This window comes from Shewanella sp. 553 (genome assembly GCF_059338375.1).
The window spans coordinates 709,035-725,270 of sequence record NZ_CM181701.1 but is presented as its reverse complement, the minus strand read 5'-3'; the positions used below and the strand labels follow the sequence as shown (position 1 = coordinate 725,270).

Genomic DNA, 16,236 nt, shown 5'->3' with positions numbered 1-16,236 from the left:
ACCGCCAATGCCAACATAAGCCCAATTAAGGCTTGGGAGCCCAAGCGCTGACACCAAGCCTTAGCCGGAATTAACGCCAGTAAGGCGTTACCTTAAGGGCTGAGCGGCGCGAATGTTCCATCGCCACCAATAAGCTCTGTTGTTGCTCATCGAGCCAAGGCTGAATCGCCACATTGTGCGCCTTAGCCAGCTTTGCTAAACATTGGTAGGCAATTAAGCTGCTGATCCCTTGGGCTAAATCATGCCAAGGAGCGTTAAATAGCGCTCTTGATTTGACGCGATACAAGTCGCCATAAGCGATGCCCACTAAGTGACTTTGCTCTAACGCCTTACCCAGCGAGAGCAAGTCATCACGGTTTAATGCCGTCTCAGACGACATCATAGTACTCACTTGCCGCCATGAATCTTCTAGCTGGATATTGGCAAATTGCACCAGCTCAGACGAGAGATTAAGCGGCAGTAAGCCTTCGCGATAGGCAAATAATAAGTTAACCAACTTGAGCTGCAGATGGCCATAATTGGTATCTGCCAACATAGTTTGCATCATGCCGGGTAAATCCAGTGCAACTAAAGCCTCGGTGATTAATGGCTCAACCCCCTCCATCTGCGGCAGCGTCGCTAACAGAGTGTCGCTTTGAGTTAATAAGGTGCTGTAGCCTAAAGCTGTATCCACTGGGGCCAGATGTTGCTCTATGCGCGCAAAAGCCTGTGATAAGGGCTCATCTAACAGACCAAATGACATCAAAGTAGAGCGCAGCAGCCTGATACAGGCGCGCAGCCGATATACCAGTTCTGGTTGCTCAACACACTCGGTGGACGCTAACACCATGGCTTCAAGCAATTGCCAACGCTCCAGCCCAATACTAAGCACAGTTAATAATGCCTGTTTTGGCGTTGCCTTATCGCTTAAGGCGATAACATCAAGCGCCTCTAACTGCTGTGGGCTTGCCATCGCGGCCAAGCGATACCCTCGCTGCGCCTTACTGGCTCGCCCCAAACGCGCAGAGACCTGCTCGGTGACTTGCTCGCCCAATGTCAATAACGCCTGCGTCTGGCCAGCAAGCAGCTCAAACTCGATTTCACATATAGGTTCACTGACACCATTGGCAGTGATAGTGCCAATATCTAAGGCCACCTCAACCAAGCTATCTTGCAGATAAATATGCCAAATCATCCGGCTAAAATCGGTATCAAATAGCGAGTTTAATTGGCGCTGCACTTTATCGATGTCAGCACCTGCTGGCCAAATTTTAGGCGGGAAGCGTGATAAATCGACCTTAGGTTGATCGATATCAATATTGTATTCGGGGCGAGAATGCACTCCGCCCACAACACTGCCCGCAGTCTTGATAGTCTGCTCATAATGGCCATCGCAACCGCGAATACGCAGCCCCATGTCCCATTGCCGCAGCTGTAAGTCTGGGGTATCAAAATAACTATTACTGAGATGTTTTACGCCTTTTGACTCACTATGAGGTAAACTGTTTAGCAGTGACACCAAGGCTTGTCGTTCTTTTTGTGGGAAAAATAGTTTAAGTTCTATTTCGGCTACCATTCGCCAATTGCTCACTTTTTGATTAATAAATTCGCTTCTGTAATGCAGCTTTCATTATTATTTAATGAAAACGTCATAATGTAATATTGCTGTCACAAAAGCACTTTAGGATTACGCTTTGCAGTTTCTATATAACTCGTTAGAATAAAAACTGTCAGTTTTTATATAAAAACACAGTTTCAATACGTGGACGCTTGGGTTAACATGCGCCCGCATTTTCCAACAGTGGAATAACCTAAATAGGTACACGGCAATGCCAGTAAACTCTATTTTGGGCGTGTTTGCAAAATCGCCAATCAAACCGTTACAAGAGCATATCGATAAAGTGCACTATTGTGCGTCGATACTTGTACCATTTTTTGAAGCAACTGTCGCAGGTGACTGGGACAAAGCCGTTCAACTTCGTAAGCAAATTAGCCAAGCGGAACGTGAAGCGGATGATCTTAAAAGAGAGATCCGTCTGACTCTTCCTGGTGGCCTGTTTATGCCAGTTGAACGAACTGACTTACTGGAGCTACTTACCCAGCAAGATAAGATCGCTAATAAGGCGAAAGACATTTCAGGCCGCGTCATTGGCCGTCAACTACTTGTCCCCGCAGCTATACAAGAACCCTTCACCGCCTATTTACAACGCTGTATTGATGCTGTTGTGCAGGCTAAGGAAGCCATTAACGAACTCGACGACCTACTAGAAACAGGTTTTCGTGGGCGTGAAGTCGATCTTGTAGCTAAGATGATCAGTGAACTCGACCAAATCGAAGAGGACACAGATGATCTACAAATCAAAATCCGTCGCCAGTTATTTAGCATTGAAAATGAGCTAAATCCTATCGATGTGATGTTCCTTTATAAGATAATTGAGTGGGTTGGTGACTTAGCAGATCTTGCTGAGCGCGTCGGTTCTCGCTTAGAGCTAATGTTAGCTCGCGTCTAAAAAACAAGTTATCAAGGTATCAACATGGTTGATGTATTAGTCACCAACGGCCCATGGCTTATTGCTATTGCGGCCGCATTTGGATTTTTAATGGCGTGGGGTATCGGCGCAAACGATGTCGCCAATGCAATGGGAACCTCTGTAGGTTCAAACGCGATCACCATTAAACAAGCGATCATTATTGCAATGATCTTCGAATTCGCTGGCGCCTATCTTGCCGGCGGTGAAGTTACCAGCACGATTCGAAAAGGGATCATCGATTCAGCGTATTTTGTCGACTCACCCGAGTTATTGGTTTACGGCATGATTGCGGCGCTATTAGCTGCAGGTATCTGGTTAGTGGTTGCCTCGGCATTAGGATGGCCAGTATCGACGACTCACTCAATTGTGGGCGCGATAGTGGGGTTTGCCTCGGTCGGAGTGGGTGCTGACTCAGTGGCTTGGGGTAAGGTGTTTGGCATTGTGGGCTCTTGGGTGGTCACGCCAGCCATCTCCGGTTTTATCGCCTTTATGATATTCCAAAGCGTACAAAAGTTGATTTTCAATACCGAAAATCCGCTTGAAAATGCTAAACGTTATGTGCCGTTCTACATGGGTTTAGCTGGCTTTGTCATGTCACTTGTGACCATCAAGAAAGGGCTAAAGCACGTTGGTTTGCATTTCAGTGATGTTGAGTCTTATGCATTAGCCATAGGCATTGCCATCCTTGTTGGTCTTGGCGGTATGGTGGCGATTAAACGTCTGAAGATGAGCGACAAAGCCGATCGTCAAACCCAGTTTGGTAACGTTGAGAAAGTGTTCGCCATCTTGATGGTGGTTACCGCTTGTTGTATGGCATTTGCGCACGGCTCTAATGACGTTGCTAACGCCATTGGCCCACTGGCCGCGGTTGTTTCTGTGGTCAACAGTGGTGGTGAGATCAGCAGCAAAGCCCCATTGGTATGGTGGATCCTACCTTTAGGTGCCGTGGGTATTGTGATGGGTCTGGCTATCTTTGGTAAGCGCGTTATGCAAACCATAGGTAAAAATATTACCCACCTTACTCCTAGCCGTGGTTTTGCCGCCGAGCTAGCAGCCGCATCTACCGTGGTTATCGCCTCGGGCACCGGTTTACCTATCTCTACCACGCAAACCTTAGTGGGTGCAGTATTAGGTGTGGGGATGGCACGTGGTATTGCCGCTATCAATATCGGTGTGGTACGTAACATCGTGGTATCTTGGGTGGTCACTTTACCTGCTGGTGCGGGTCTATCGATCATCTTCTTCTTTACCATCAAGGGTATTTTCGGCTAATCGCTTGATAGTATTGATAGCACCACTAAAAGGAAGCCTTAAGGCTTCCTTTTTTATGGCCGCCACATGGGCCTACTACATAGCCACAGAGCCTACAACCACACACCATGATTGATCTCTGTCGTCATTTGACAAAATATCAGCCTCGCCACCCCTTGCAAAAAGACCGTGAAATCCCTAGCATGTGGCAATATTTCGTTGAAGAGAACTCAAAGTGTTAAGACTCCTATCTATCGTTGCATTGATGTTGCTGTCAGCGACGCTTTCGGCAGCAGAACAAACCCGTTATATTTCAGATAACGTCTACATCTTCCTTCATGGCGGCCCCGGCACTCAGTTCCGTATTTTAGGCAGTATAGAAGCAGGGCAAGCCATCACTTACTTAGGTGAGACTGAAGGCGACTACGTTAAGATTATCGACCACAAAGGCCGTGAGGGTTGGGTAGATGGTAATCTAGTCATGACTAGCAAGAGCTTTCGAGTGCAATTACCCGAAGTCGAAGCCAAACTGGCTCAGGTACAAACTGAACTCGATACCTTGACCAATGAAAGCAGCAACAGCACTCAACTTATCCGTCAACTTCGCTCTCAGCTTGCCAACAGTGAGCAAGCGCTTGCCGTAGCCAGTAGCGAACGCGACAGCGCCACACGCGAGCTAGCAAAAATCCAAAACAACGAGCGTTTCGAACAGCTCAAGCAAGGCGGTATGATTGCCGGTATCGGCTTAATTCTTGGGGTGATCATCGCTTACCTGCCAAGACCACGTCGTCGCCAGAAGAATCGTTGGTAATAACTATTAGCGCTTTAAAAAAGCCAGCAGCTAGGCTGCTGGCTTTTTTGTGCATTACACTTTTTGATAGCCAAATGTCAGGGAGTTACCACATCTGAGCAGCACAAAGCCACCTTGTCAGCCGCTGCGATAACGCCAGCCCGCGATGACAACAAATGGATTGCAGCAGACACCATAGCGATTAAGGTCAACACGACAAAACAGACCGTATTTAACACTCCATTTACAGTTGATTTCAAACGCAGTGCAATTACCACTCACTAACTAAACCCATACAAGCTGGGCATAGCACACCATCTATTTACATCATTTCAAACAAGGATCACATTAGTTTTCACAATGGTGTTCCTCGTCACATTTTGAATGTATAATCGGCGCGCGAAGGCGCCAGATTGGATACAAAAATAAGACCAAACGCCTTTTAAACAGACCTTTTGTTCAAGCCAAAACTGTCCCTAATGTAGGTCCAGGTGGAAGTTACTACTATGTTCAAAGCAAGTGAAGTTCTGACTGGTCGTTATGACTCAGCTACCCTAGATGAGCTTTTTGAAGCGATCACCCACAACTATATTGTCGATGAAGAGCAATACCTCTCAGAACTGATCCAACTGGTGCCTTCCAGTGAAGCAGAGATCCAGCGCGTCACCCAGCGTGCTCACGACCTAGTCAGCAAGGTACGTCAATACGATAAAAAAGGCCTGATGGTCGGTATCGATGCCTTTTTGCAGCAATATAGCTTAGAGACTCAAGAAGGCATTATTTTGATGTGCCTCGCCGAAGCCTTGCTGCGCATCCCCGATGCCGAGACCGCCGACGCACTGATTGAAGACAAGCTCTCAGGGGCGAAATGGGACGAACACCTCAATAAGAGTGGCTCCACCTTAGTCAATGCCTCGACTTGGGGATTGATGCTAACGGGTAAAATCGTCAACCTAGATAAAGAGATTGATGGTAAGCCTAGTAGCCTACTCAACCGCTTAGTTAACCGTTTAGGCGAACCTGTGATCCGCCAAGCCATGCTGGCAGCGATGAAGATCATGGGCAAGCAATTTGTATTAGGTCGCACCGTTAAAGAAGCCCTAAAAAACAGTGTCGATAAACGTAAGCTAGGTTATACCCACAGCTACGACATGCTCGGCGAAGCGGCGCTCACCATGAAAGATGCGCAAAAATACTTCGACGATTATTCTAGTGCTATCGCCGCCTTGGGCGAGCAAGAGTACGATGAAAGCCAAGCGCCGCGTCCAACCATCTCTATTAAACTGTCAGCGCTGCATCCACGCTATGAAGTCGCTAACGAAGATCGCACACTCACCGAGCTGTACGACACCGTTATCAAATTAATCAAGCAAGCACGCGCCCTCAATATTGGCGTCTCTATCGATGCCGAAGAAGCCGACCGCTTAGAGCTGTCGCTCAAGCTGTTCCAAAAGCTGTATAACTCAGACGCCGCCAAAGGCTGGGGCCTGTTAGGCATAGTCGTGCAAGCCTATTCTAAACGCGCCCTGCCGGTACTGTGCTGGCTAACGCGCCTATCGAAAGATCAAGGCGATGAGATCCCACTGCGCTTAGTGAAAGGTGCTTACTGGGACAGCGAGCTAAAATGGGCACAAATGGCAGGTGAAGGCGGTTACCCACTCTACACCCGTAAGGCAGGCACCGATGTCTCTTACCTTGCCTGCGCCCGCTATTTGTTGTCAGATGCCACACGCGGCGCCATCTATCCGCAGTTTGCCAGCCACAATGCGCAAACTGTCGCGGCCATTGCCGATATGGCGGGCGATCGCCTCTATGAATTTCAACGTCTGCACGGCATGGGCGAAGAGTTGTATGACACCTTGCTGGCCGAAGCTGGCGTGAGCACAGTGCGTATCTATGCGCCCGTTGGTGCCCACAAAGATCTGCTACCTTACTTGGTGCGTCGCCTGCTAGAAAATGGCGCCAACACCTCGTTTGTGCATAAACTGGTGGACCCTAAAACCCCCATCGACTCTTTGGTTGTCCATCCTTTGACGACCCTACAAAACTACAACACCCTAGCCAATAATAAAATTGTTCAGCCAGCCGATATTTTTGGCGCCGAACGTAAAAACTCTAAGGGACTCAATATGAATATCATCTCGGAATCTGAGCCATTTTTCGCGGCGCTAGACACCTTTAAAGACAAGCGCTGGAGCGCGGGCCCGCTGGTCAATGGCGAAACCCTAACGGGTGACACCATAGAAGTGCTCAGCCCCTATGACACCACTCAGGTGGTCGGCACCGTCGCCTTTGCCGACAGCCACGCCATAGAACATGCGCTCGCCAGTGCCCACGGCGCCTTTGGTTCATGGTGTGCAACGCCCGTTGAAGTGCGCGCCAACGCGTTACAAAAGCTAGCGGATCTATTAGAAGAACACCGCGAAGAGTTGATTGTTTTATGTACCCGTGAAGCGGGTAAGAGCATTCAAGACGGTATCGATGAAGTGCGCGAAGCGGTCGATTTCTGTCGCTACTACGCGGTGCAAGCCAAGAAGATGATGGCCAAGCCTGAACTGCTGCCTGGCCCAACGGGTGAACTCAATGAGCTGTTCTTGCAAGGTCGCGGCGTCTTTGTGTGTATCAGCCCTTGGAACTTCCCGCTAGCCATCTTCTTAGGTCAAGTTGCCGCCGCGCTTGCTGCGGGTAACACTGTGGTGGCTAAGCCTGCCGAACAAACCTCAATTATCGGCTACCGCGCGGTGCAGCTGGCGCATCAAGCGGGGATCCCCAAAGAGGTGTTACAGTTCCTGCCTGGCACGGGTGCTAGCGTTGGCGCGACCATCACCGCCGATGAGCGCATAGGGGGCGTCTGCTTCACAGGCTCAACCGTCACGGCCAAGCGCATCAACCTAACCTTAGCCCAGCGCGAAGGGGCCATCATTCCGCTAATCGCCGAAACTGGTGGCCAAAATGCCATGGTAGTGGACTCAACCTCGCAGCCAGAGCAAGTGGTTAATGATGTGGTGTCATCTTCCTTTACCAGTGCAGGACAACGCTGCTCGGCGCTGCGAGTGCTGTTTTTACAAGAAGATATCGCCGATCGTGTTATTGATGTGCTCAAAGGGGCGATGAATGAGTTAACCATTGGCGATCCCAACTCGGTGAAGACAGATGTCGGGCCGGTGATCGATGCGACCGCCAAGGCCAACCTTAATGCCCATATCGATCACATTAAGCAAGTAGGCCGTTTGATTAACCAGCTTGAGTTACCATCTGGCACCGAAAATGGCCACTTTGTGGCGCCGATTGCGGTAGAAATTGACTCGATTAAAGTGTTAGAAAAAGAGCACTTTGGGCCTATCCTACATGTTATCCGCTATAAGGCTGCCGATTTACCTAAGGTTATTGATGAGATCAATTCAACCGGATTTGGTCTCACCCTGGGGATCCATAGCCGTAACGAAAGCCATGCCCTCGCCTTAGCCGACAAGGTTAATGTGGGTAATGTCTATATCAATCGCAACCAAATTGGCGCTGTCGTTGGCGTGCAGCCTTTTGGCGGACAAGGCCTGTCGGGCACAGGCCCTAAAGCCGGTGGCCCACACTACTTAACCCGTTTTGTGACCGAAAAGACCCGCACCAATAACATCACCGCCATCGGTGGCAATGCGACCCTCTTATCACTGGGCGATAGTGATGACTAATACCATTAGCGTATCCCATAGCGTAAGTAGGCAAATGAACAAGTAAGCCGATACCGTAAGGTGTCAGCGACGATAAATAAAAAGTCGATAAGTAAAAAGTCGATAAGTAAAAAGCCAGTTGCAATGCAACTGGCTTTTTACTGTCAGCTTAACGGCTCATCGCCGGCTTAAGCAAGCCTTGTTTACACTAAGCGCCGTTGTAAACTGGCATAGTATTCATCCTGTTGCAGCAGCATTTGATGGCTACCACTTTGGCGGATCGCCCCATTTTCCATCAGATGAATACAGTCCATCTGCGCCATCGCAGTTAGGCGGTGGCTTATCATCAACAAGGTTTTATCTTGAGCAAATTCAAATAACAGCGCCAAGATCTCACGTTCGGTGCGTTGATCTAACCCTTCGGTAGGCTCATCAAGCAGCAATAACGGCGCGTCACGCAATAGCGCTCTGGCAACCCCAATACGGCGCTGCTCCCCTCCAGACAACTGCCGCCCGCCTTCACCAATCCAAGTATCCAGTGGCTTATCACCTTGAGTTAAGGTACTTAAGCCCACTTTATTGAGCACCTCAACGAGCAGCTTATCATTGGCCGCCTGCGCCTCACGCCTGGCTGCACGGCTTAAGCCTTGTGTCTGGATCTCCGTTTGCGTATCGAGCTGGGCTAAGGTTAAGTTATCGCGCAGGGTTCCGGCAAACAGGTAGATACGCTGGCTCACCACAGTCATGCCTTGGCGCAGTTGTTTTTCGCTGTAGGCTGAAATAGGCACCCCATCGAGCATGATACTGCCCGCTTGCGGCTGCCACTGACGAGTGATTAATGACAACAAACTCGACTTGCCACAACCAGTTTGCCCCAGCAGCGCCACCTTGTCGCCAGCCTGCAGGGTTAGATCAACTCCTTTGAGTACTGGTTTATCTGCCGTATAGGCAAAATCGACCTGCTGCAAGCTTAACGCGCCGTGGGTGACTCTATGCTCTGCCTGCTCATCGAAGATGATGCTAGGCGATTGCAGCGCCACCTCATTGACTCGCTCGGCGGCCATCACACACGCAGACAGGTGCTGAAACGCTGCCGCTAGCGGCATCAACATCTCGATACAAGCCAGTGTCATAAAGACTACTAGCGCCAGCATGGGCCCAGGTGGCAGATGTTCACCCACCCCATCGGCCGCCATATATAGCAGCAGTACCACGGCAAGCCCATGACACAAGACCAACGCCGCTTGGCTCAGCGCAGTGACATTGGCCATCGCCGCTTGGCTGGCAAACAACTTTGTCTGCGCCCTATCAAGCTCAGCGCGAAACCGAGGTAGCGCACCAAATAGGGTTAACTCGGCCTGACCTTGCACATATTCGAGCATTAATACTCTAAAGTCGCGTTTTGCCTCAAGCTGGGCGATGCCCGGGCGATGGCCTAAGGCATAAAAGATCAACGGCAATAAACACCATAAGGCCAATAACACGCCGCACAGGGTGAGCGCTAAGGTGGCATCAAACCAGCCCAAAAACAGGTATAAGGCGCCAATCATCAACAGCGAGGCGGCCATGGGAGTGATTAAGCGTAAATAGAGATGATCGAGCGTATCAATGTCTGACACTAAACGATTCAGCAGATCGCCACCGCGCACCGCCTGAAGATCGCTCGCGCTCAGCGGCATCAACTTGCGCCATGCCCAGCACCTAAGCTCGGTCAGTAATTTAAAGGTGGCCTCATGGGTGGCAAGGCGCTCACCATAGCGACTGGCGGTGCGGGCGATGGATAAAAATCGCACGCCACCTGCGGGGGTAAAATAGTTAAACGCCTGTGCGGTCGCCACCGAGAGTCCTGCAACCGCCGTGGCCGAGAGAAACCAGCCCGACAGCGATAACAAGCCAATGCCAGCCATCAAGGTGGTGATACTTAACAACAGGCCAACGCCCATCATCAGCCATTGGCGTTTAAACAGCCTTAAAAACGGCAACAGTTGGCTTATCCCTTTACGTTTCATGACAATGCCTCGCTTAAAGCCTGCTCATGGCACAGCTCCCGAAATAGCCCCTGCTGGCTTACCAAGGTCTGATAATCGCCCTGCTGCACAATGCGCCCCTTGTCTAACACCACTATCTTGTCCATCTGCTGCAGAGAATCTAGACGATGAGTCACCATCAAGGCGCTCGCGCCTGCCATCGCCTCATCCAGTGCCGCTAATACCGCTTGCTCACTGTGACTGTCTAAACTGGCGGTAGGCTCATCAAGCAACAAAAGCTGCGCCTCTTGCCCCATCGCACGAGCAAGGCACAAGCGTTGAGCTTGCCCCACCGATACCCCGGCACTCTGCTCCCCTATGGGATGGGCTAACCCGAGCGGCTGCGCGTCGACAAACTCTCTCACCTGCGCCTTGTCCAAAAGCGCCAGTACGCAGGCGTCGCTCATCTCGATATTACTCATCGCCACGTTATCGCGCACCGTGCCATGAAACAGCTGCGGCTCTTGCCCCAGCCAGGCCAAATGGCGGCGATAACTGACTCTGTCGAGTGTATTCAGCTCGATGCCATTGACCAACACCGACCCTTCATAGGGTAAAAAGCCGAGCAACATATTGAGTAAACTGCTTTTGCCTGCCCCGCTAGGCCCCACCAACGCCATACGTTGCCCAGCCGCTAACGTCACACTCAGCGGCCCGGCCAACACTTGGCCATCGAGGCTACGCACGGTCACATCTTGCAGCACAATACTCAGCGGCTGATGAGAGGCAAACGGCACCCCCTGATTGCCGCCACTATGGTTATCGCCGTTATCGCCACTATTGTTATCGCCACAGCCACTCTCGGGATGATTAAGCAAGGCCATTAACGCTTCTGCCGCGCCGATGGCCTGCGCCTTAGCGTGATAATGCGTGCCCATGTCCCGCAGCGGTTGATAAAACTCGGGGGCCAAGATCAGCACAAATAAACCGGTAAACAGGGTAAGGCCAGCGCCATAATGACCAAAATCGAGATGGTCAAGAAAGCTAAAACCAAAATACACCGCCAATACCGCAATCGACACTGCAGCGAAAAACTCCAGCACGGCTGAGCTTAAAAAGGCCATACGCAGCACCGCCATAGTGCGGCTGCGAAACTCTTCGGAGGCGGTTTCAATCGCTTTGATCTCACGCTCGCCACGATAAAACAGCTTAATGGTGCTCATGCCTTTAAGGCGGTCCATAAAGTGGCCACTTAAACGCGACAAGGCGGTGAAGTTTTTACGGTTGGCATCGGCAGCGCCCATGCCCACTAAGATCATAAATAGCGGAATTAACGGGGCCGTTGCCAGCAAGATGATGCCCGCGGCCCAGTTTATCGGCAACACCACCGCCAAAATGGTCAGCGGGATAAAGCCCGCCAGCAGCATCTGTGGCAGGTATTTGGCGTAAAAGTCATGCAGATCTTCAACCTGCTCTAATACAATGCTGGCCCAGCTACCCGCCGGCTTACCTTTTATAAACACAGGCCCCAGTTGGGTTAACTTATCCAGCACCGCTTTACGGATCTGCCCGCGCAGCAAACAGCCCGCTTTAAAGCTTACGCGCTCGCGGCCATAGGCCAATAATGCCCTAAGCGCTATGATGCCGATGAGGAGATAAAAATGGTTGATGAAATCGGTTTTGGGCTGCGACTCGATAATCATGCCATGCAACATGGTGGCCAGCAGATAGGCTTGTACCACTAAGGCTAGGCCCGTCAATACGCCAAACAACACAGTGAGGTTAAGGTAGATGCCACAGGCTGATTTTTGCTGTTTCAACCAACGGGAAAGCACTTTTTCTAAGCTTTTGTCCATGGGGCTCCGACGACATTGAGGCGAGGGTAACGGCGTATATTGCCAATCCATGAAGTATCGCAGGCAATGGGAGCTTAATAAACAGGGGCGAGCGTAAATGTTAGGCGCTTCACAAAAATTGAGCTAGATCAAAAAAGCCAGCACTTATGGCTGGCTTTTAGGGCGATATATCAATAACAAGCTTTAATCTTGCTTGATATAGATCTCGTCGTCATCTTCATCTGCATCGGCATCTGGATGCGCGTCACGCCACTCTTGCGCTGCCGCTTCTTTTGCCGCTAACGCTTCGGTACGCTCTTCACGCTGCTTAGCGCGGCGCTGATTGCGTACCATTAGGTTTTCAACGATCTGTTGCAGTGCGGCATTGCCCCACTCTGTCGCTTCCGCTTCGGTTGCAAAGCCAGCTTTTGACTTAGAAACCACGGTTTTACGCGCAGTCATACGACGAGTGACTTGTGCACTCCAGCCTTTTTCGGTTTCAACAACACGAAGGGCATACTTTTTATCTTTTAACATGATTCAGTCCTAACATAAGTAAAGGCATAGATCTTCGAGTGTCTAAATATCTACCACCGGTTGGGCGAGGCCCGCGATGGGTTTTGCCCGAAAGGCGGCTATTGTAGTCTCCTTTGCACAAAACTCAATCATGAGCGAGTGAATAATACTAATCAATTTAACTAAGGGGTCAATTTTAATAACCCAAAAAGTACTAACACAAGGCAAGTATAAGCCTAAGTTATTATTAAAGTTATGTTTAATGACATACTGCCCCTCATTTTTAGCGACGCTAAGCCCAGCTAAATATATCGCCTAACGGCCTAGTCATCTACAGCCGACGCTCGATATTACAGGTGCCTTAACGACCCCTTAACCACACAAGGTGTCTTACGTACCACTTAAACGCTATACTTCCACCCAGCCATTGATAGCCCATGGCTCCCATGCCTGCACATTTATTCGCCATGTTTTAGCGAATAATTAGCGATTTTTCAGTAAATCCTGTAAGATGCACGCCCGCCAGCGTACCTGGCACCTGAATTTTGCTGCCCATGCAGCCCCAAGAGACCCATCTATGAGTTTTACCTCCCTAGGTTTATCCGCCCCTATCTTAAAAGCTGTAGCCAACAAAGGTTATGAAACACCCTCTCCAATTCAAGCGCAGGCGATTCCAGCCGTGTTAGAAGGTAAGGATGTAATGGCGGCGGCACAAACCGGCACGGGCAAAACCGCAGGCTTTACCCTGCCACTACTCGAATTGCTAAGCAAAGGAGAACGTGCTCGCGCCAAACAAGTGCGTGCACTGGTGTTAACCCCAACTCGAGAGCTGGCTGCACAGATAGCAGAAAGCGTCACTACTTACGGCAAATATTTACCCCTGCGTAGCGCCGTAGTATTTGGCGGCGTCGGCATTGGTCCGCAAATCAGCCAAATTAATCGTGGCGTCGATATTTTAGTGGCCACCCCAGGGCGTTTACTCGACCTTTATAACCAACGCGCCGTTAGCTTTAACCAGCTAGAAGTGTTAGTGCTCGATGAAGCCGACCGCATGCTGGATATGGGCTTTATCCACGACATCAAAAAAATCTTGGCCGTATTACCCGCCAAGCGTCAAAACCTGATGTTTTCGGCCACCTTTTCCGATGAGATCCGCACCCTAGCCAAAGGCTTGGTTAACAATCCGGTCGAGATCTCAGTAACGCCGCGTAACACCACCGCCAATACGGTAGAGCAGTTAATTTGCCCAGTAGACAAGACGCAAAAGTCGGCTGCACTGGTGCAATTAATTAAGCAACATGATTGGCAACAAGTATTGGTCTTTAGCCGCACCAAGCATGGCGCAAACCGCCTCGCTAAGAGCTTAGATGCCAAAGGCATCACAGCTGCGGCCATTCATGGTAATAAGAGCCAAGGCGCGCGCACCAAGGCGCTGGCTAACTTTAAAAGTGGCGAAGTCCGCGTATTGGTTGCGACCGATATTGCCGCTCGTGGCCTCGATATCGATCAACTACCACAAGTGGTCAACTTTGACTTGCCGAACGTGCCAGAGGATTACGTACATCGTATCGGTCGTACTGGTCGCGCCGGCGCCGCGGGTAAAGCGATTTCACTGGTGAGCAGCGAAGAGAGCAAATTGCTGGCCGATATCGAGCGCTTGATCGGTAAAACCCTGCCGCGCACCGAAGTGGCAGGCTTTGAGTCGACTCATAAGCTGCCAGAAACAGACTTAACACCTAAGCGTCATGGACAAAACCGTGGCCCACGTAATGCTAAGCCCAGCGGCAATCGCCCAGCGCGTAATAGCGGCGGTCACAACCGCAATGACGATAAGCCGCAAGGCAACCGCGAAGGCCAAGGACAAAGCAAAAGTCCTTACCAAGGCAAGAGCGAACACCGAGACGGTAACGCCCCGAGTCGTCGCCGTACGCGTCGCCCAAGTGCCGCGCAAACCGCTAAGTAACGCTTATCGGTAAGTCGTAACCACACTATGGTCAGTAGCAATACTGGCCATTTTTTTATCTCGCAATTTCCTACCCTAGGAATTATTCGCCCTAGGTGTTACCCGGTCTAGGGATTAGGGATTAGGGATGAAGCCTACGAATATAGCGATTGGCTGGCCAACGGGGAATGTGTCGATACCTCTGAGGCACGGTGAGTGTGGCCTTACGTTTACCCGACTTAGGTATTTAAAGGGGTTGTTTTAACCATAACCTCATGGTTTATCAATTGCTTGCAGCAGGCCTTTCGTGCAGGTACTTCTGTGACACGCCGCAAGTACAATCCCTGTAGGCTCTGCCGTGACATCCATGTCACGGAAGGTCACAGCCGCATCTACACCCGAGTTCTTAATCTCTTCGATTTAGCCGTAATTGGTATCCACAGAACCGTAAAAAGCAAAATTATGTTTGGACAAAAGGTTGTGGGACTTCGAATGAAGGTGTTGGCATTTTTGGATTTTGCATTTGGCTGAGTTGGTTTTTATTGATTGATGGTAGCGTTAACCTTCATCATTTTGAATTGCTTGCCGCAGGCCTTTTGTGCAGGTGCTTCTGTGACACGCCGCAAGTACAATCCCTGTAGGCTCTGCCGTGACATCCATGTCACGGAAGGTCACAGCCGCACCTACACCCGAGTTCTTAATCTCTTCGATTTGATCTTACTAGTGTCACTCGGACAATCAAAAGCTAACTCGGTTTTGGACATTTCCGTGTTAGAACTTTAGCTCTATATATGTGAGTTTCAGATTAATATTTCTATGGGCTAACGCCGCATTAAGGTGTGAGCGACGTTTGGCTATACTTGAGCGAAGCGAAACTGCCAAGCGTTGCGAATCACTCTTAAATGCTTTGTTATACAACGTTTACGTGTTTGTCTATGATACCTCTAACTTCTTCAAGGCGATAATGACTCTTTTGCGAAAAATAGGCAGAGATGTCATTAGCAAGAGGCTGAATCAGCTCAAGAAGTTTTGCCTTTTTCATATCTTTTTCAATGCGCTGATGTACACCCTCTATTGACTTAGCTTCTGTAAGCCTCGACAGGAATAACTCGTAAGCGTAATCAGTTATAGGATTGCCATTAGGTGTGTAACCATGAATCTCTTTTTCATCATCGTCTTCAAGGAAGTCGTATTCAGCGCGTAATTCAGCCATCCTATCTGTATTTTCAATTGATGCTTCAACATTTTGAACGTCTCGCTCAATTTCTTTTGCAATCGCCCAGATTGAGAACATTATTGCCTTTTTAAACTGTTTTTCTTTTTGAAGAAAAACTCGCATCTGATTAGCTATTTCTGCTTGAGAGAATACATCGACGTACTCTACGTTTAGTTCGTTGAGAGCTTTCCAACCCTCATCGTTTTTTCCAGCTAACTGAAGGTACATAGGCAAGCGAAGACGCTCTTTAACCATAAGTTCATTCGCGTCAGATGCCTCATAAGCCTCTCGTAACTTTTCACATGCTGCATCGTACTCTTTAGATTTTTTGAGTTGAGTAGCTTCTTTAAGTAACTTTCGAGCATTGCTGACAGAGCTTGATGAAGAAGAAGACATTACTACAGATGTTTTTATTTGTACCGATGGAGTCTCTGCACGTCCACACTTGTCTTCTTTAGAAGATGGCCGAAATAAATTAAATAATTTTGAGAACAACTCAGAATCTCCTTTAGTTGTATAACAGCTTATTAGCGCTACCTTGCAA

The 16,236-nt window shown here is 49.6% G+C and carries 10 protein-coding genes; 5 read left to right on the top strand and 5 right to left on the bottom strand.

The features are described 5' to 3' along the window. Window positions 1-70: 70 nt before the first annotated feature. A complete protein-coding gene (locus AC5YBZ_RS03285; RefSeq protein WP_494524352.1) occupies window positions 71-1,555 on the bottom strand; it encodes a CYTH domain-containing protein in 1,485 nt (494 codons plus the stop codon). Between the two features lie 253 nt (window positions 1,556-1,808). Between AC5YBZ_RS03285 and AC5YBZ_RS03280 the strand changes: the two genes are divergently transcribed. The 4 genes from AC5YBZ_RS03280 to putA all read left to right on the top strand — a co-directional run bounded on the left by AC5YBZ_RS03280 (window position 1,809) and on the right by putA (window position 8,237). Further along, window positions 1,809-2,489, top strand: coding sequence for a TIGR00153 family protein (locus tag AC5YBZ_RS03280; RefSeq protein WP_110455915.1), 681 nt, complete (start codon window positions 1,809-1,811; stop codon window positions 2,487-2,489). A gap of 24 nt (window positions 2,490-2,513) precedes the next feature. Then, entirely contained in the window at window positions 2,514-3,782 is a 1,269-nt protein-coding gene (locus AC5YBZ_RS03275) for an inorganic phosphate transporter (protein WP_494520022.1), read from the top strand. A 214-nt stretch (window positions 3,783-3,996) separates the two neighbouring features. Beyond that, window positions 3,997-4,572, top strand: a complete 576-nt coding sequence (locus AC5YBZ_RS03270; RefSeq protein ID WP_494520023.1) for a TIGR04211 family SH3 domain-containing protein — start codon at window positions 3,997-3,999, stop codon at window positions 4,570-4,572. Between the two features lie 485 nt (window positions 4,573-5,057). After that, window positions 5,058-8,237 carry a bifunctional proline dehydrogenase/L-glutamate gamma-semialdehyde dehydrogenase PutA gene (putA, locus tag AC5YBZ_RS03265; protein ID WP_494524351.1) on the top strand — a complete coding sequence of 1,060 codons (3,180 nt, stop codon included), beginning with the start codon at window positions 5,058-5,060 and terminating at the stop codon, window positions 8,235-8,237. A gap of 182 nt (window positions 8,238-8,419) precedes the next feature. Here the strand turns inward: putA and cydC are convergent, their stop codons facing one another. The 3 genes from cydC to AC5YBZ_RS03250 all read right to left on the bottom strand — a co-directional run bounded on the left by cydC (window position 8,420) and on the right by AC5YBZ_RS03250 (window position 12,555). Further along, window positions 8,420-10,210 carry a heme ABC transporter ATP-binding protein/permease CydC gene (gene cydC / locus AC5YBZ_RS03260; RefSeq protein ID WP_494543699.1) on the bottom strand — a complete coding sequence of 597 codons (1,791 nt, stop codon included), beginning with the start codon at window positions 10,208-10,210 and terminating at the stop codon, window positions 8,420-8,422. 11 nt (window positions 10,211-10,221) lie between these two features. Continuing rightward, window positions 10,222-12,039, bottom strand: coding sequence for a heme ABC transporter permease/ATP-binding protein CydD (cydD, locus tag AC5YBZ_RS03255; RefSeq protein WP_494543405.1), 1,818 nt, complete (start codon window positions 12,037-12,039; stop codon window positions 10,222-10,224). Between the two features lie 183 nt (window positions 12,040-12,222). Beyond that, window positions 12,223-12,555: a DUF3622 domain-containing protein gene (locus tag AC5YBZ_RS03250; protein ID WP_475515888.1), complete on the bottom strand. Its 333-nt coding sequence runs from the start codon at window positions 12,553-12,555 to the stop codon at window positions 12,223-12,225. Window positions 12,556-13,111: 556 nt separating this feature from the next. Here AC5YBZ_RS03250 and AC5YBZ_RS03245 point away from each other — a divergent pair. Beyond that, window positions 13,112-14,497 carry a DEAD/DEAH box helicase gene (locus AC5YBZ_RS03245; protein ID WP_494520026.1) on the top strand — a complete coding sequence of 462 codons (1,386 nt, stop codon included), beginning with the start codon at window positions 13,112-13,114 and terminating at the stop codon, window positions 14,495-14,497. 889 nt (window positions 14,498-15,386) lie between these two features. Here AC5YBZ_RS03245 and AC5YBZ_RS03240 read toward each other — a convergent pair. Continuing rightward, window positions 15,387-16,187: a hypothetical protein gene (locus tag AC5YBZ_RS03240; protein WP_494543404.1), complete on the bottom strand. Its 801-nt coding sequence runs from the start codon at window positions 16,185-16,187 to the stop codon at window positions 15,387-15,389. Window positions 16,188-16,236 lie beyond the last annotated feature (49 nt).

Coding starts and splice junctions, on each gene's coding strand:
- AC5YBZ_RS03280 (WP_110455915.1), top strand. CDS start 1,809: ATGCCAGTAAACTCTATTTTGGGCGTGTTTGCAAAATCGCCAATCAAA.
- AC5YBZ_RS03245 (WP_494520026.1), top strand. CDS start 13,112: ATGAGTTTTACCTCCCTAGGTTTATCCGCCCCTATCTTAAAAGCTGTA.
- AC5YBZ_RS03275 (WP_494520022.1), top strand. CDS start 2,514: ATGGTTGATGTATTAGTCACCAACGGCCCATGGCTTATTGCTATTGCG.
- AC5YBZ_RS03285 (WP_494524352.1), bottom strand. CDS start 1,555: ATGGTAGCCGAAATAGAACTTAAACTATTTTTCCCACAAAAAGAACGA.
- cydD (WP_494543405.1), bottom strand. CDS start 12,039: ATGGACAAAAGCTTAGAAAAAGTGCTTTCCCGTTGGTTGAAACAGCAA.
- AC5YBZ_RS03250 (WP_475515888.1), bottom strand. CDS start 12,555: ATGTTAAAAGATAAAAAGTATGCCCTTCGTGTTGTTGAAACCGAAAAA.
- putA (WP_494524351.1), top strand. CDS start 5,058: ATGTTCAAAGCAAGTGAAGTTCTGACTGGTCGTTATGACTCAGCTACC.